General features: G+C 66.9%; 15 protein-coding genes. 5 read left to right on the top strand and 10 right to left on the bottom strand.

Annotated features, from left to right (window positions below):
• Positions 1–26 precede the first annotated feature (26 nt).
• The 3 genes from AC5QAH_RS04445 to AC5QAH_RS04435 all read right to left on the bottom strand — a co-directional run bounded on the left by AC5QAH_RS04445 (position 27) and on the right by AC5QAH_RS04435 (position 4,873).
• Entirely contained in the window at positions 27–3,146 is a 3,120-nt protein-coding gene (locus AC5QAH_RS04445; RefSeq protein WP_049455126.1) for a TonB-dependent receptor domain-containing protein, read from the bottom strand.
• Positions 3,147–3,330: 184 nt separating this feature from the next.
• Entirely contained in the window at positions 3,331–4,287 is a 957-nt protein-coding gene (locus tag AC5QAH_RS04440) for a FecR family protein (protein ID WP_495232120.1), read from the bottom strand.
• Between the two features lie 82 nt (positions 4,288–4,369).
• Positions 4,370–4,873: an RNA polymerase sigma factor gene (locus tag AC5QAH_RS04435; protein WP_010485363.1), complete on the bottom strand. Its 504-nt coding sequence runs from the start codon at positions 4,871–4,873 to the stop codon at positions 4,370–4,372.
• A gap of 191 nt (positions 4,874–5,064) precedes the next feature.
• Here AC5QAH_RS04435 and AC5QAH_RS04430 point away from each other — a divergent pair, with 191 nt between their 5' ends.
• Positions 5,065–5,463 (top strand): OsmC family protein, encoded by a 399-nt coding sequence (locus AC5QAH_RS04430; RefSeq protein ID WP_010485361.1) that lies wholly within the window; start codon positions 5,065–5,067, stop codon positions 5,461–5,463.
• A 110-nt stretch (positions 5,464–5,573) separates the two neighbouring features.
• Here the strand turns inward: AC5QAH_RS04430 and AC5QAH_RS04425 are convergent, their stop codons facing one another.
• The 6 genes from AC5QAH_RS04425 to AC5QAH_RS04400 all read right to left on the bottom strand — a co-directional run bounded on the left by AC5QAH_RS04425 (position 5,574) and on the right by AC5QAH_RS04400 (position 12,357).
• Entirely contained in the window at positions 5,574–5,903 is a 330-nt protein-coding gene (locus tag AC5QAH_RS04425; RefSeq protein ID WP_005416760.1) for a hypothetical protein, read from the bottom strand.
• Positions 5,904–6,000: 97 nt separating this feature from the next.
• Positions 6,001–7,746: a putative porin gene (locus tag AC5QAH_RS04420; RefSeq protein WP_495232119.1), complete on the bottom strand. Its 1,746-nt coding sequence runs from the start codon at positions 7,744–7,746 to the stop codon at positions 6,001–6,003.
• A 42-nt stretch (positions 7,747–7,788) separates the two neighbouring features.
• Entirely contained in the window at positions 7,789–8,454 is a 666-nt protein-coding gene (tolA, locus tag AC5QAH_RS04415) for a cell envelope integrity protein TolA (protein ID WP_019659853.1), read from the bottom strand.
• Between the two features lie 39 nt (positions 8,455–8,493).
• Complete coding sequence (locus AC5QAH_RS04410) at positions 8,494–8,907, bottom strand: ExbD/TolR family protein (protein ID WP_005409874.1); 414 nt, start codon at positions 8,905–8,907, stop codon at positions 8,494–8,496.
• Between the two features lie 10 nt (positions 8,908–8,917).
• Positions 8,918–10,702, bottom strand: a complete 1,785-nt coding sequence (locus tag AC5QAH_RS04405; protein WP_010485353.1) for a DUF2341 domain-containing protein — start codon at positions 10,700–10,702, stop codon at positions 8,918–8,920.
• A 38-nt stretch (positions 10,703–10,740) separates the two neighbouring features.
• Positions 10,741–12,357 (bottom strand): ShlB/FhaC/HecB family hemolysin secretion/activation protein, encoded by a 1,617-nt coding sequence (locus AC5QAH_RS04400; RefSeq protein WP_224328212.1) that lies wholly within the window; start codon positions 12,355–12,357, stop codon positions 10,741–10,743.
• Between the two features lie 201 nt (positions 12,358–12,558).
• On the opposite strand from AC5QAH_RS04400, the gene AC5QAH_RS04395 reads away from it, so the two are divergent.
• Complete coding sequence (locus AC5QAH_RS04395; RefSeq protein ID WP_010485349.1) at positions 12,559–12,894, top strand: hypothetical protein; 336 nt, start codon at positions 12,559–12,561, stop codon at positions 12,892–12,894.
• A 90-nt stretch (positions 12,895–12,984) separates the two neighbouring features.
• On the opposite strand, the gene AC5QAH_RS04390 is transcribed toward AC5QAH_RS04395, so the two are convergent.
• Positions 12,985–13,434, bottom strand: a complete 450-nt coding sequence (locus AC5QAH_RS04390) for a general secretion pathway protein (RefSeq protein WP_019337764.1) — start codon at positions 13,432–13,434, stop codon at positions 12,985–12,987.
• Between the two features lie 115 nt (positions 13,435–13,549).
• Here AC5QAH_RS04390 and gspH point away from each other — a divergent pair, with 115 nt between their 5' ends.
• From gspH to AC5QAH_RS04375, 3 genes are read left to right on the top strand one after another with little or no spacing between them, the layout of a single operon-like run.
• Entirely contained in the window at positions 13,550–13,996 is a 447-nt protein-coding gene (gene gspH / locus AC5QAH_RS04385) for a type II secretion system minor pseudopilin GspH (RefSeq protein WP_010485346.1), read from the top strand.
• Positions 13,993–14,355 (top strand): type II secretion system minor pseudopilin GspI, encoded by a 363-nt coding sequence (gspI, locus tag AC5QAH_RS04380; protein ID WP_010485344.1) that lies wholly within the window; start codon positions 13,993–13,995, stop codon positions 14,353–14,355. The genes gspH and gspI overlap by 4 nt, the downstream gene beginning before the upstream one ends.
• Entirely contained in the window at positions 14,352–14,966 is a 615-nt protein-coding gene (locus AC5QAH_RS04375) for a prepilin-type N-terminal cleavage/methylation domain-containing protein (protein ID WP_010485341.1), read from the top strand. Before gspI ends, AC5QAH_RS04375 begins: the two co-directional genes overlap by 4 nt.
• Positions 14,967–15,169 lie beyond the last annotated feature (203 nt).

The following is a 15,169-nucleotide window of genomic DNA, read 5'->3' as shown; positions in this document are numbered from 1 at the left end:
GTTGATTCTCCCTGTCGAATGCGGACTCAGAAGCGCGCGGTGATGCCAAGCTTGATCGTGCGGCCCGGTGCCGGAAGCGTTGAGCGTGTTGCCGGGTCGACGTAATAGCGGTTGCCGAGATTGCTGCCGACCAGCTCGACGCTGGCGTGCTGGTTGAAGCGCCAGCGGGCGTAGGCATCCACCGTGGTGATGTTTCCCCAGGTGAAGGGCACGTTCTGCCAGAGCAGGCTGCTGCCCCCGGCGATCAGGCGGTCGCGGTAGGCCTGCAGGTCCGGATTGTCGTGCCGCTGGTAGTGCACGATGCGGCTGCCCAGCTCCAGGCGCTCATCGAACAGGCGGGTGCCGAGTGACCAGTTCACCGACAGCTTCGGCGTGGCCTGGGTCAGCAGATAGCCGCTGACGAAGCCATCCTGGACGCAGTTGGGCACCCGCCCCTGGTCCGCATCCAGCCGTACCGCCGAGCTTTCATCGCAGACTTCGTTTTCAAGGATGCGGCTGATGCCCAGATCGGTGAAGAAGCGCCGGTTGTCGAAGCGCGCCTGCAGCTCGATGCCGCGGATGGTCTGCTTGTCGATGTTGTCGAACATGAAGTACGCATCACGCTCGATGACATTGCGGGTCTTGTGCACGTAGTAGGCCAGCTTGACGTCGGCATCGGCGGTGTTGCCGAACAGCCCGGAAAGGTTGTGCACGTACCCCAGCTCGTAGTTGTAGGCATGCTCCGGCTTGAGTGGATACAGCGGATTGAGGCTGCTGGAGAACGCAATGGTGCTTTCGAACATGCTGGGGAAGCGCACCGCCTCGCTGTAGCGCAGATAGGCACGAGCGGCCGGCGAGAAACGCACCGTCGCCGAGAACGTCGGCAACCAGGCGTGATCGCGGTGCCGTTCGTTGCGCCCGGCCACCGACTGCATCGCCCCGCCCCCGATCCTGCAGCGGATGTCGGTGCCGAGGACCATCGGCAGCAGCCCGGGGATGGCGGCGACCTGGCCGTTGAGGCAGGGATTGGTGGCTCGGCTGTAGTTGCCGTTTGCATCGGGCAACCAGGGAATGCCGTGCTGGACCTCCCTGGGTGTCTCGTACTTGCGCAGCAGGTCGGCCAGCGACTGATCGACGATCCAGCCCATGCCGATGCTGTCCCAGAATTCCCGCTCGCTCTCGAGTGCGTCGATCTCGCCCTGCAGGCTGTCCGGCCGCGGTGGCAGTTCATTCACCCGGTACTGCGCTTCGCGCGGGACGATCGAGGTCGTCTGCAGTTCCGGGTGGGCCTGCAGGAAGTCGTCGAACGCCCAGTAACGGCTGTAACGCACGCCGGCATTGAGGGTCAGGAAGTCGACCGGACGCCATTCCAGCGTGAGGTAGCCCTCGCCCTCCTGGCGACGGCCGGCACGCGGGTACATGCGCCAGCCGTCGGACGGGCCGAAATACGGGTCACGCGAGCCGAGCTTCTCGTATTGCCAGTTGCCGCCCACGGTCAGGTCCAGGGTCGAATGCAGGGCGAAGCGGTTGCTCAGGGTCAGGCCGGTCCGGTCGTTGCTCGCATTTGCCAGCGCGGTGTTGCGCAGAATCGGGCTGGCGCCGGCATTCCAGTCCGGATTGCCCGGGGCGAAGTTTGGAAAGCCGCCTGCGGTGTAGGTATCGCTGTCCGTCTCTGTGCGCCACAGGTTGGCGTAGAGGTCCAGCCAGCGGCTGCCGGCCGGCTGGAAGCGGTACTCCAGGTTCCAGGCATCGGACGCAACCCGGCTGAGCGGCCACTGGATGCGCCCATAGTCCGGTGCCGACAGGATGCGCGACGGCATGATCTCGCCGTAGTGCGACAGCGTTCGCCGCCAGGTCGCCTTCAACTGCTGGTCATCGTTGATCTGCCAGCTGCCCTTGACCAGCCAGGACTCCTGTTCGCTGGAAGTATTGGGCACTTCATCGCCGGGCTTGAAGTAGCGCGCCAGCGTGGTGATGTAGTCGATGCCCTGGTACTCGAACTGCTCGCGCCGGTCCTGGTCGTAGTAGGCGCTGCCCTGGGTCCCGGAGAAGTAGTTGCCGCGCTTGCGCCAGGCGTAGGCGGCCATCAGGTCGACGTTGTCGCCACGCACGCCCAGCGCCAGGCGCCAGGCCTGGTCCTCGCCATCGAGGGGGTTGTTGCCACTGCGCGACTTCACCGGCACCACCAGGGTGCGGTCGTCGTAGGGCGAGTTCGGCGAGCCCTGCGGGAACCCCGGCACGGTGCGGTAATCCTCGCCGGTGTGCAGCCGCGGCAGGCGTGGCGCCACCGCATTGCTGCTGCCTTCGATCTTCAGCTCCCCGCCGAAGCGCTCACCCGTTTCCACGATGTCATCGACGTCGATGGTCTTGATCACCAGCGCGCCACCGATCCCGCTGTGCACATCGCGCACCAGCCCTGGCCCCTTGATGACCTGGATGCCACCCATCAGGTTGGGATCGATGTAATTGCGGTTGCTGACGCCGTTGTAGCCGCGCCAGACCGTGAGCGCCTGTTCGCCACCGTCGATGCTGACCGGCACCCGCCCCGGCCCCTGGATGCCGCGGATGTTGATGTCCAGCGCGCCGCTGTTGCGCGCATCGCCACTGAACACACCGACCAGATCCTTTACCACGTCGGCCGGGTTGGAGCCGCGATAGCGCTCCACCCGGTCGCGCCCCGAATACGCCGTGGTCAGGTCCAGCGCGAACACATCATCGTAGCCGCGCCGATCACGCGCCTCGCCCCCTTCCGACTGCAGGCGGCCGGCCACGTCCAGTGTTTTGGTCACCCGCACCCCGTCCCCCTCACCCGCCTCCGCTGCGGCCCGCAGGCTCCAGGTACCGTCCATGCCGCGCTGTGCACGCACGCCGCTGCCGCGCAACAGCTGCTGCAGTGCCTGCATCTGGCTGTACTCACCACTCACTGCACTGGAGCGGCGGCCCTCCACCAGGTCACTGCGGAACACCACCTGCACATCGGCCTGGCGACCAAAGGCACGCACGGCGTCGGCCAGGGGCTGTTCCGGAATGGTGTACTGGCGCAACGGTGCGACGACCACCGGTTGCGCCTGCACGGCCGGCACCCAGGCCAGCGGCAGCAATGCGGTGGAGATGGCAAGAGCCAGGACGGTGGCGCGACGATGACAGGCGGATGCCGTGGACGGCATGGACAGGAACTCCTCAAGCGTGGCGGAACCACGGGCACATCCAGTGCCGGTGGCATGTCTGGCTTGAGGAGAAACGGTGTTTCGCTCTGGCTATACCTCTATAGACAGCAGGGCACAGCGAGTGCCCACGGTTTTTTCATGTTTTTTTTCCATGTGGGGCGCTGTGCGCTGTGCCGCAGGCACCTCACCACACCACCAGCGCTCCGCCGGGCAAGCGCTGCACACGCAGTCCTGCCTGCGCGGCCACCGCATTGATGGCGGTCTCCGATTGCTGCAGTTGGAACAGGCCACTGACCCGCACGCTCGCGCCCTGCCCGCCCAGTACCCAGACCGGAGCACGACGGTAGCGCGCCAGATCGGCGATGGCCTGCGCGGCCGGCTGATCGTCGATCACTACCTCGCCACGCCGCCACGGCGCCATGGTCGCGGCATCTTCCAGCTGCATCGGCTGCAGCCAGCGACCGTCACGGAACACACGTGCCTGTCCGGCATGCAGGCGCTGCACACTGCCATCACCCGGGCGCACATCGACCCCGCCCTCGCTGACCTGGGTCAGGACCGTGGTGTCCTGCATCGACACGCTGAAGGCCGTGCCGATGTCACGGATCTGGCCGCCCGCCGCCTCCACCTGGAACGGGCGCGCCTCGTGCGCTACCTGGAACCAGGCCTGGCCGCGCAGCAGACGAAGATGGCGCTGCTGGCCATCGAATTCAATCGCCAGTGCGGTGCCGGCGTCGAGTACCGCGGTGCTGCCGTCCTCCAACTGCACCATGCGCGGTGCATCGGTGCTGTGCAGGTCACTGCGTGCCAGCAGCAGCGCGTGCGGCGCCGCGGCAACCATCAGGACCACGGCGGCAGCACTGGCCAGCAGCCACGGCAGTCGGCGGCGTGGCGCGATCGGGCGCAGCCCCTGGCGGTCTTCGGTCAGTTCGGGCAGCGCGGCCAGCACCTCCGGCCCGGCGGCATCCAGCCCCCGCCAGAATGCCTGCTGCTGGCGCCAGGCCAGCACATGCTGCGGATCGGCCCGCAGCCAGCGCTGCAGGGTTCGTTGCTGGCGTTCCGGCAGCGGGCCTGCACTGCACCGGATCACCCAGCGCAACGCCTGCCTGGCCCGACGCGGCGAGGGTTCGGACGTGGTCATGGTTGTGGCCTGCCGCACCGCGAACGGGTGCGCTTTCCTGTTGTGACAACGGCGGGCGCGATCTGCCCACGGCAATCGCAGCTCATCGGCGTGTTCCCTGCTGGTGCTGCTGGATCAGCAGCGCCGCGCGCAGCACGTATTTGCCCACCACGCTCTTGGAGATGCCGAGGCGGGTGGCGATCTCGCGCTCACTCAGGCCCAGGTATCGATTGAGCACAAAGCACTCGCGCACCTGCGCCGGCAAGGCAAGGATGGTCTGGGTGATCTCGCGCAGCTGTGCCTGGTCCAGCGCCTGTGCCTCACCGTCGTGGCCTGCATCGGCCATGTCGGTGGCGTACGCGGCCATTGCGCGCCGCTCGCGGGCGTCGGCCTGACTGCGGTTGAGCGCGTGGTGATAGGCCATCCGGTACAGATAGCCGCGCGGCTCCAGGATGGGCGGATCGCCGGGTACGCTGCTGGCCTTCAGGTACAGGTTCTGCAGCGTGTCCTCGGTACTGGCCGGGTCGAGGTAGCGCGCGATGAAGCGAGACAGCGCACGGCGCTCGCGGATCAGCAGTTCGACCAGCGCCAGGGCATTGGGAGACATAGGTGCCAAGGCCGGACCGGGGAATGATGGGCGTGATGGCGACGGTCCGGACGTGGATTGTGGGCTGCCGGGCCGCAGGCGGCAAGCCGCCGCCGCCCACATCATCCATGCAGGGCAGATCCGAGCATGGCTCGACGCCACAGTGGGATTGGCCGAACATGACTCGGCCCTACAGACAACAGGAGATCCCGATGGCCTACGCACGCATTGTTTCGACCGCCGACAACTACCTGCACCACATCAGCAATGGCAGCTTCGATGTGGATGCGGACGAGCCCGCCTCGCTGGGCGGCCAGGGCAAGGGTTTCGCACCGTTCGACCTGTACCTGGCCTCGCTGGCGGCATGCACCGCCATCACCCTGCGCATGTACGCGCAGCGCAAGGGCTGGGAACTGGGCGAGTTCCATGCCGAGCTGCGCTCGGAACGTGACGCGGATGGACGCTTCCACGTGCACCGCGTGCTGCATGCCAGTGCCGAGCTGAGCGATGCGCAGTGGCAGCGGTTGCTGGAGGTGGTGGAAAAGACCCCGGTGACCCTGGTGATGCGCGAAGGTGCACGCATCTCCAGTGAGCGTGGGGCTGCAGCGTAACCCCATCCACGCATGGCGTGGATCTACAGACGACGCTCGCCGGGCATGGCCCGGCGCTACCGGAGCGGCGCGGGGCCATCGGGTAGCGCCGGGCCATGCCCGGCGGCCACTCAGCGCCGTGAATGCAGCACGGTGCGCTGGCGCATCGCGTTGAATTCCTGCTCCACCTGCTGGATATCCTCGGCCTGGAACCCGGCCGCGTCCAACAGCTGGTCGGCGGCGGCCGCCGCCAGCGGATCGTCGTCACGCTGGCGCCAGCAGCGCGCCGGCAGGAAGTAACCCACTTCGCTGCGCCCGCGCATGATCACCACCGGCCGGCCTGCATACAGCAGGAACTCCGCCAAGTGCTGGCGTAGCCCCTCCACCGAGACATAGGCCGGGCCGATGCCCAGCGATCGACTGGACGGTTCGGAACTTTCAAACAGCTTGCGACGGCTCATCCACTCCTCCTTATGTGCAACGCGTGGTCTCCTTTCCCTAGACGGGCGCATCACTGCGCCCCCGCCACGCACTACGTGATCCACATCACGCCGTCACTCAGAACCCGGAATTGAACTCCAGCTGGAACACGTCGATCGACAGTGGAGCACCGGACACTTCCTTGGCCGCCATCCACTTGCCGCTGATCCAGCTGCGCGCATCCAGCGCGTAGGCGCCGCCCACGTAGTAGCCACGGGCGTTGGTGCCGCCGAGGTGGAAGTTCGGGTCGTTGTACGCGTCCGGCAGCGCATCGGCCTCGATATGCTTGTAGCCCAGCAGCGCCTGCCACTGCCCCTTCTCCTTCAGGTCAGTGGCGCCGAAGGTGGCCTGCAGCATCCAGGCGGTGTCGCCACTGCGGAAGGTATCGATGCTGGCGGCGCCACCGGCACCGTAGTTGTTGACGATGCCGTTGTTGGCGCGGCTGAACATGGCCTGCTTGTCGTAGGCCAGGTTGCGGATGTAGTCGCCATCCAGGCGCAGGCCGATGCCCTGGGCCAGCTGCGTATCCCAGCGCAGGTTGAGCGTGGCCAGGCGGAATGCCGAGGCCAGGCCGACATACTGCGAGGTCGGCGTGTTGGCCGGGTCCAGCGGATTGCGCGCGATGTCGCGGATCAGCATCAGGGTATTGCCCTTCTGCATGAACGCTGGGCGCGACCAGTCGGTATCGCAGCCCACCGCGCCGGCATATAGCGCGCACGGCGAGGACAGGCGGCCGCTGATGTTCTTGAAATCGTAGTAGCCCAGTGCGGCACGCAGCGCATTGTCGTCGTTGAAGCGCCAGTTCATGCCGACCTGTGCACCGGACAGCCACTTGTTCTCGTTCGGGGTCTTGACCCGGCTCTGGCTGGGCGAGCTGTCGGAGGTGTACTCCAGCGGTACCACCGCAAGGTTGCCGAACAGCTCGAGATCTCCCCCGTTGAAGTCGTGTTTCAGGTTGGCGGCCAGGCCGTCGAAGTTCAGGTCGTTGGAGAACAGCGTATCGCTGGTCCAGAACGGATTGCCGAAGCGGCCGCCGCGCACCGTCACCCAATCGGCCGGGCTGTAGGCCAGCCAGGCCTGGTCCAGCCACACGTCCTTCTTGCTCAGGCCACCACCCAGCTGTTCGGTGGTTGACACCGGGCCATTGCTGCTGCCGCTGGCCAGGCGCACGCCGGCCGTGGTGTGCTGGCCGATGGTCGCCTCGATGCCCAGGCGAGCGCGGATGCGCCACAGGTTGCGGCGGTCCTGGCGGGTGTTCAGCAGCGGCGGCAGCTGCAGGTTGGTGTTGGTGTTGGTGTCGAAGCCGTTGCCGGAATTGATCGACGACCAGTTGCTCACGATGTCGCTGTTGCGTTCGGAGAAAAAGCGCGACTCGCTGCGCACGCGCATGTCACCGGTGACCTTGATGCGCTTGGTCCACTCAGCCACTTCGTTCGGTGCCGCCCAGCCCTCGGACCTGGCCTGCGCCATCACGTCCTGGCGTACTTCGTCACGAATGCCGTCGCGCACGCTCTGCGGCACGTAGGGCACGCGCACGTCGCCGGCCTCCAGGGCCACGCCACCGCTGGCGGCCGAAGGTGCGGTGGTCGTAGTGCGCGAAGCGGCCGCTGCTTCAGCCTCGGCCTGCACCAGCAATGCCTGGCCGTCTTCGGGCTTCAGCGCGCCACTGGCGATCAGGCCCTTGATCAGCTTGACCATGGTGGTTTCGGCGGCCATCGCACCGGCCGGGGCGGCCAGGCTGAGCAGCACGGCGCAGCACAGCAGCGCCCGTCTGGCCGGGCGCGAGCAGCGGGAGTCGGTTCGTGCGCGGACGTGGTCGTTCATCACGGTTCTCATCGAAAGAAGGGAAATCACGGAGGTCGGGAATCAGGCCCCGGGCCGGCGGCCCTGGATCAGCACGCGGGCGGGGAAATCGAGCGACGGCGGCGGTGCCTGGTCGACCTTGCCGATGCGTCGCAGCGCATCGAGCACGGCCGCGTCGGCCTCCTCGTTGCCACTGCCACGCACCAGCTCGACCTTTTCCAGGCGGCCATCGTTGGACAGCCACACATTCACCTGCAGCTGGAACGCCAGGCGCTTGACCTTGTCGTCGCGCGAGATCGCCTGCTGCATCAGGTAGCCGAGATAGCGCCCGTAGGTGGCATTGCCGGCACCACCGCGGCCGACGCCGGACGAGCCGCCGCCACTGCCGGACTGGATACCGAAGTTGTCACCGCCGGCCTGCGCATCAGCATTCATCGTCACCGGGTCGGCGTTGTCCGGCGTTGGCGTTGGCTCTTCAGCCGGCGTTGGTGGATCCAGAGGTTCCGGCTCTGGCATCGCTTCTTCCGGCGGCGTCTCCGGCTCCGGTGGCTTTTCCGGCGGCGGTGGCGGCGGCGGAGGGGGGGGCGGCAATGCCAGCATCGGCGGCTGCACCACCGGCCGGCGGGTGCTGGCGGTGTCCTTGAACAGCATCCACCACACGGCGATGCCGAGCACCAGCAAGGCGGCCAGTACCAGTGCAATGGTCACCAGCAACTGGCGACCGCGCATGCCGGGCTCCGGCCGAGGGGATTGATGGGCCGTCATGCCTCAGCCCTGCGCCTTGCCGGTGACCAGCCCGACCTGGGCCAGCTCCAGCCGCCGCAGCAGGTCCAGCACCTCGACCACACGGGCGTACTGCACCTGCGCATCACCGCGCACGATCACCGGGAAATCCGGCGTGGTCGCGCGCTCGGTGCGCAGGCGGTCTTCCAGCTCGGCCATCGTCACCGGGTATGCATCCAGGAACACCTGGCCACTGGGGTCAATGGTGATCGCCTTGGTCTTCGGCTTTTCCAGCGCCACGCTGTTGCTGGCCTTCGGCAGGTTCACCTCGATGCCGGGGATGGAGGCGTTGCTGGTCAGGATGAAGATCACCAGCACCACCAGCAGCACGTCGACGAAGGGCGTTACGTTGATGCCCTTCTCGCGCTTCTTGATGCCGAACTTCGCCTTCTGGCCCATGGCGCGCCCCTCAGCCCTGGACCGCGGCCGGGCCGCGCCCGTCCTGCTCTTCGGCCAGGCGCGCGGCGAACTCGTCGATGAACACCGCCATGTCGGCGCCGATCGCCTCGGCACGTGCACCCAGGTAGTTGTAGCCGAACAGCGCCGGAATCGCGACGCCGAGGCCGGCTGCGGTACACAGCAGCGCCGCGGCCATGCCCGGTGCCACCGAATTGATGTCCACCGCGCCGGCCATTGCCGCCACCACGAACACCAGCATGATGCCGATCACGGTACCGAACAGGCCCACGTACGGCGCGCCTTCGATGGTGGTCGACAGCCAGTTCATGCGCCGTGCCATCGCTTCCTGCTCGCGCACCATCACCGCATCCATCGAGGCGCGGATCGCGGCGATGGTGGCGCCACTGAGGTAACCGCTGTTGCCATCGCGCTGGTGGCGCTGCTGCATTTCATCGATGGCCACCTGGTAGATCCGCCACAGCGAACCGTCGTGCATCGCGGCCGGCGCCTTGCCCTGGCGGTCCATGTCGGACAGGGTGCGCAGCGGCACGCCGGACAGCTTGCCGAAGCTCTCGGTGAACACCGCATTGGCCTTGCTGGTACGGCCGAAGTGGCGCCCCTTGGCGATCATGATCGCCCACGACAGCAGCATCATCAGGCCGAGGATCGCCACCACCACCCAGGCGTCGAACGGCATTGCCTTGAGGATGAAGGCGAAGTGGCTCTGACCGGCGGACTGCTCGTCGGCACCGTAGCTGATCAAGCGCGAATCGGCGCCCTGTGCGGTGGCATCGGCCAGCAGCAGTGCCGCCGGTCGTGCCACGCGCGAGATACGCAGCTCATCCAGTGCGCCCTCGAAATTGGCCAGCGGCTGCACCGCGCCAGGAGCATCGGCGCCCACCACCGGAGCGGTGCCCAGCGCCGGCAATTCGCCGCTCAGCTGTGCGACCACGCGGCCATTGAGGTACAGCTGCAGAGCGCCGTTCTCCGCAGTCAGCGCCACATGCGCCCACTGCCCTTCCGGAATCGGCTGTGCCGGCGTGCTGCGCTGGCCATTGAGCTGCACGAACGGCACCCGGTTCTCGATGCCCAGCACCAGTTCGGAAGCACCGTCACGACGGGCGTAGATCGCCTGTGCGGCGTTGTTGCTGCCCGGCTTGATCCAGGCCGAGACGGTGAGCGGCGCGCCCGCCTCCTGCGCAAGCGATGCGCTGGCCGGCAGCGGCAGCGGGGCTGCGCCCAACTGAACGCCGCGGCCGATCACCGAGCCTTCCGACGGCGGGGCCACGGCCCCGGCGTTGTTTCCATAGGCGGTGGTGTCGCGGGCCGGCGCATTGGCCTCGGCAAAGTGGTAGACCAGCGTGTAGTCCGGGTCGAACACCTGCTGGCCATTGCCGCTGGCTGGGGCCTTCTCGTTGCCGTAGTACATCCAGATCGTCTGCGGTGCTGCGGCGCTGACCGCCGGTACGTCCACCCAGACCAGGGCCAGGCCCAGCCTGGGATCGAACTGTTCGATCTGGTGGGCCAGCACGGTGCGGCCATCACCCGAGACGAAGCGCAGGTCGTTGCCCGCGTCCTGGGTGCCGTCGAAACCGAAGTTGCCGGTATGCAGGCGCAGCAGCAGCGGCGTGCGACCCGGGTCACCGGCCAGGCCCGCGCCCTGCGGGCCGGCGTCGACGGTGATCGGCTTGCGGTATTTCCATTCGACCTGCCACCAATTGGCATCGGCCGCAGCGACCGGCAGCGCAACCAGCGCGGCCAGCAGCAACAACACTCGGGAAAGCAAACGGTCCATGCGAAGGGTCTCCGGAGAACGCATGTTCAAGGGAAGGGTCAGTAACTGGTGCTGATGTTGAAATGCAGGCGCGGGTCGTCCTTGCGCGTGACCGGGCCATCGGCATAAGGCCAGGCGTAGTCCAGGCGCAGTTGCAGGTGTTCGCCGAGGCGCATCTGCGCGCCCAGGCCGACCGAGGCCAGGTTGTACTTGTCACGCTGTTCGGGCAGCGGCTGGCGCAGGCGCAGGTAGGCCGCATCTGCAAAGCTGTAGACGCGCAGATCAGTGCCGCTCCACAGCGACCACGCCGGGGTGCGCCATTCCAGGCTGGCCAGGCCGCCGTAGTCGCCGATCGCCTCGGCCGACAGATAGCCGCGCACGGTGTACATGCCACCGGCGGCAAACTGCTCGGCCGACACCAGTGGCGCGTCGGTCACCTGCAGTGAGCCACGTGCGTACCACTGCCAGTCGTTGCCGAAGGTGTGGGTGTTGGCCACGTCGGCCTTGAAGGCCACGAAGCTCGGGTCGGCCCAATAGCGCTTCTGGCCGAAGGCGGTGGCGTCGCTGCCGTAGCCGAACAGGCGGCGGGTGCCGGCCACCAGCTGTGTGTTGATGCTCAGCTGATCCTGCTCGCCCTGGCGCACGCCCACGAAGGCCAGCGTGATAGGCGCGTACTTCAACGGCGTCTTCAGGCTGTCCTTGCCCATCTGGGTATCTTCCTCGGTGTCCTTGAAATCCACACCAAGGCTGAGCTGGCGCCACCACTGACTGCTGCCGGCCAGTCGATAGTTGAGCTTGAGGCCGATCGAGTGACCGTTGCCGATCACGTTGGTACCGGTGCCGGTACCCACCTGCCCACCCGCGTTCAGCACGCGGCTGTCGGATTTGTAGCCGGACGCTTCCAGGCTCCACGGCGTGCCTTCGAACGGCATCGTGTACGAGGCCGAGAACACCTTGGCCTGTTTGGTGTCTTCCGGTGCCAGATACACGCCGATGTTGGCGCTGTGCCCGCGCTTCCACAGGTTGTCGTAGGCCAGCGATGCACTCAGGCGCAGCTTCTCGGTGTCGGCGCTGTGGTCGTTGTTGAGTGACGCGCTGGCACGCCACGGCGACTTTTCTTCGACCTGCAGGTCCACATCCATCGTGCCCGGCACCTGGCCTTCGCGCACCAGCGGCATCACCTGGCGACGCCCGCCCTCATTCAGCGCGGTCAGTTCCTTCTGGGCCTGGTCGAAGTCCGGCACCTTGCCTTCCGCCAGCGCTGGTACGCGTTCGCGGATGCGCTCGGGCGATTCGTGCTTCGTTCCCACGACCCGCAGCTGGCCGATCGGTGTCTGCTGTACCTTCAGCAGCACTACGCCACCACTGACCTGCTGCTCGGGAAGCTCCACGTAGACCGACTGGTAGCCCGCCTGCTGGTACAGCGCATTGACTGCATCGCGTGCCTTCTCGACATCGGCCAGGGTCTTTCCCGGGCCGAGGAAGGGCTCGACCGCGCGCTCGATCTGGCGCGGATCGAGCACGGTATTGCCGCGCACGATGTATTCATTGATGTTCACGCTGGGCGCAGGCGCTGCCTCCTGCGCGAACAACGGCAGCGGCATCGCGGCCAGGGCCAGCACCAAGGGATGCAGGCGCAAGGGAAGGCGGACGGCTCGGCACGGAACAGGAGTCATCGAAGGCATCGCGTCGTATCGAAGGTAATGGCCATGGAGCGGCGCGTGGGTCTACCAACAGGACGTGCACGTCGCGTCAAAACCGCCAACAGTTTTATGACAGCACTGTCATCTTTTGACAGCGCCGCAACGCACGCAGGCGGACCCTGCCTTCGCCACACGTCTTCATTGCAGAACGTCGATTGCTGCGGGAGATTCGAGATGCGTGAATCATTGATGGTGGAACTGCGCGCTGCCCTCACCCTTGCGTTGCTGCTGGTGTTGGCCCCGCTTCGCGCCGACGAGGCGAAGAAGCAGGAAGGCGCCGCGCCCTGTATCGAAGTACAGGTCAATGGCGAGCGTATTCCGGCCTGGGACTGCCTGCAGCGCAAACTTGCGCCGGCATCGAAAACGGCGAAATCACCGGCGCTGCCGGAGGCCGAACGCCTGATGCGGCAGCCCGGCAACCAACTGATGCAGTACAACCTGGAAGGCACACGACAGCGCATGGGCGATGCCTTTGGTCGTTCGGTAGTACCGCAGCGTCCGGCGCGCTGAGCCAGCGCCTTTGTAGAGCCGAGCCCATGCTCGGCTGTCTTTGCATTCATCGGCGATGCCGCGCAGGAGCTGCCGAGCGTAGGCTCGGCTCTACAGTGCGGCCGGCACGATGCCATCGCTCGGCACCGGCGGCAGCTCGGGCACCGGCAGGCTGCGCGATTGCCCGGCCTGGTTCAGTTCCACCGCGCTGGCACTGATGCTGGCCAGCACCGTGCAGGGTCCGAGTCGTTGGCCGGGCGCATACGCTTCCGCCGGGCGTCCATCCACCGAGAGCAGGGCCAATGGCGCATGGTCACCGGCCATCACGCCCAGCACCACCACCTCGGTCTGCACTGCACCGGGGGACAGCAGCCGCACCAGCGGCAGGCTAGCCACTGCATCGAACATCGGCCGTACCGGCGCCACGGCCTTCGCCTCGCTGGCCGCGGCCGCTGGCGCCACGGCAGACAGGGTGACACCCCAATAGGCCACCACGGCCAGCAGCAGCGTCGCCGCCAGCAGGGTCAGTATGCGATTGCGATCCCAGCGCCTGCCATCCATGTTCCGCACCACCGCCACGTTCGTGTCCGCCCACGCTAGCAGCTGTGGCTGACGCTTTTGTTTCATCATGCCGGCCTACGCTGGCAGGTATCGACCCGGACAGGAGGCAACGTCGATGCAGCGCGTGCCGCGTGGTTTCACCCTGCTGGAACTGATGGTGGTGCTGGTGATCATCGGCATCTGCACGGCCGGAATCGGGCTGGGCCTGGGCAGCCTGCTCGACCCGGGCCGGCAGCTGCGGCAGGAAGCCGAGCGGTTGGCGCAGCGCCTGCAGGTGGCGCGCGATGAGGCGCGCATCGATGGCCGCCCCCTGCGTTGGCAGGCCGACGCCAACGGCTATCGTTTCAGCCGCCGCGAAGGCAGCGGTTGGGTGACCGTTGAACACGATGATCTGCTGCGTCCGCAGAAGTGGCAGGCAACGGGCATTGCGGTGCAGCCCGCCAACCCCATTGAGCTGAGCCCGGAGTGGATCGGTATCGCCTGGGAGCTTGGATTGTCGCTGGAGGGTCGCAAACTGCGCCTTCGTGATGATGGCAGCGGACAGTTGCAGGTCGTGCAATGAAGCAGGCGGCGCGCGGATTCACCCTGATCGAAGTGCTGATCGCATTGGCGATCGTATCGATTGCACTGGCGGCGGTGATGCGCTCGGTGGCAGTGGCGACCGACGATCAGTCACGGCTGCGTGATCGTCGCCTGGCACTGTTGTGTGCGCAGGATCGCTGGCAGGAACTGCGCCTGAGCGGACAGGCACCGCAGGATGCCCGGCAACGCTGTGTGCAGGGGCGCAGCAGCTTCCTGGTGCTTCAGCATCTGGGCACGGGCAACGATGGCCAGCCGCAGGTGGAACTGAGTGTGGTTGCCGAGGACGCTCCTCGGCAGTCGCTGGCGCGGATGCAGTTGCCATGGACGGCGGCGCAATGAGGCGCGCCGTCCGCGGCTTCACCCTGATCGAGGTGATGATTGCGATCACCATCATGGGCGTACTGGCACTGATCTGCTGGCGGGCGCTCGACAGCGTGGCCAACAGCGACCAGCGCCTGCGCCAGGCCGATGCCGAGACCACGACGGCGCTGCGCGTGCTGCAGCAGTTCCAGCGTGATATCGAAATGCGCGCAGACGATGCGTTGATGAATGGTGCAGTGCGGCCGGCCGATCAACCGCAGCGGCTGCTGCCGCCTTCGCTGGTGAGCGAGCGGCATCCGGATGGGAGCTTCGCGCTGGAGATCACCCGCAGTGTCGGCAGCGATGGGCTGCACTGGCAGCGGGTACGCTGGTGGCGACAAGGCAATACGCTGTGGCGGGCCAGTGGTACGGCTACGGACCAGTATCCGTTGCCGGCGCCGGATCTGTCGAAGGGCATTGCCGTGGCGCGCGAGGTACAGCGGTTCGAGGTGCGGGCATGGCAGCCCGGTGCCGGCTGGGCGCCGTTGCCGAGCGAAGGCGAAGTGCTGCCGGCCACCGGGCTGGAACTGCGGCTGGGCCTGCGCGATGGGCGTGGGCCGTTGAGTTACCGGCGGGTGCTGGAGCTGTAGGATTCTTCCCAGGCAAAGCATCCACGCACGGCGTGGATCTACGGTGGGTGCCGACCGTGCCTTGGTGGGTGCCGACCGTTGGTCGGCATTGTTGTTGGCTCCGGAATCCGCGCATTGCATGGATCCCCCCGCCTGCCGCCGGGCGCACTCCTGCACCCGGCGGCGCCGTGTCGGTGGTCCTCACCGCTGATGGCCGCTCCCTG

The organism is Stenotrophomonas sp. YJH_SMC_43, from assembly GCF_059372535.1.
The sequence above is the reverse complement of the archived record's forward strand: the minus strand, read 5'-3'. Positions and strand labels throughout refer to the sequence as shown.

What these genes read in the sequence shown, in the direction of transcription:
- gspI (WP_010485344.1), top strand. Translation starts at nt 13,993, where the DNA reads ATGAAGCAGGCGGCGCGCGGATTCACCCTGATCGAAGTGCTGATCGCA.
- AC5QAH_RS04410 (WP_005409874.1), bottom strand. Translation starts at nt 8,907, where the DNA reads ATGGGCCAGAAGGCGAAGTTCGGCATCAAGAAGCGCGAGAAGGGCATC.
- AC5QAH_RS04435 (WP_010485363.1), bottom strand. Translation starts at nt 4,873, where the DNA reads ATGTCTCCCAATGCCCTGGCGCTGGTCGAACTGCTGATCCGCGAGCGC.
- AC5QAH_RS04395 (WP_010485349.1), top strand. Translation starts at nt 12,559, where the DNA reads ATGCGTGAATCATTGATGGTGGAACTGCGCGCTGCCCTCACCCTTGCG.
- AC5QAH_RS04425 (WP_005416760.1), bottom strand. Translation starts at nt 5,903, where the DNA reads ATGAGCCGTCGCAAGCTGTTTGAAAGTTCCGAACCGTCCAGTCGATCG.
- AC5QAH_RS04400 (WP_224328212.1), bottom strand. Translation starts at nt 12,357, where the DNA reads ATGACTCCTGTTCCGTGCCGAGCCGTCCGCCTTCCCTTGCGCCTGCAT.
- AC5QAH_RS04445 (WP_049455126.1), bottom strand. Translation starts at nt 3,146, where the DNA reads ATGCCGTCCACGGCATCCGCCTGTCATCGTCGCGCCACCGTCCTGGCT.
- tolA (WP_019659853.1), bottom strand. Translation starts at nt 8,454, where the DNA reads ATGCGCGGTCGCCAGTTGCTGGTGACCATTGCACTGGTACTGGCCGCC.
- AC5QAH_RS04440 (WP_495232120.1), bottom strand. Translation starts at nt 4,287, where the DNA reads ATGACCACGTCCGAACCCTCGCCGCGTCGGGCCAGGCAGGCGTTGCGC.
- AC5QAH_RS04405 (WP_010485353.1), bottom strand. Translation starts at nt 10,702, where the DNA reads ATGGACCGTTTGCTTTCCCGAGTGTTGTTGCTGCTGGCCGCGCTGGTT.
- AC5QAH_RS04375 (WP_010485341.1), top strand. Translation starts at nt 14,352, where the DNA reads ATGAGGCGCGCCGTCCGCGGCTTCACCCTGATCGAGGTGATGATTGCG.
- AC5QAH_RS04420 (WP_495232119.1), bottom strand. Translation starts at nt 7,746, where the DNA reads ATGAACGACCACGTCCGCGCACGAACCGACTCCCGCTGCTCGCGCCCG.
- AC5QAH_RS04390 (WP_019337764.1), bottom strand. Translation starts at nt 13,434, where the DNA reads ATGGATGGCAGGCGCTGGGATCGCAATCGCATACTGACCCTGCTGGCG.
- AC5QAH_RS04430 (WP_010485361.1), top strand. Translation starts at nt 5,065, where the DNA reads ATGGCCTACGCACGCATTGTTTCGACCGCCGACAACTACCTGCACCAC.
- gspH (WP_010485346.1), top strand. Translation starts at nt 13,550, where the DNA reads ATGCAGCGCGTGCCGCGTGGTTTCACCCTGCTGGAACTGATGGTGGTG.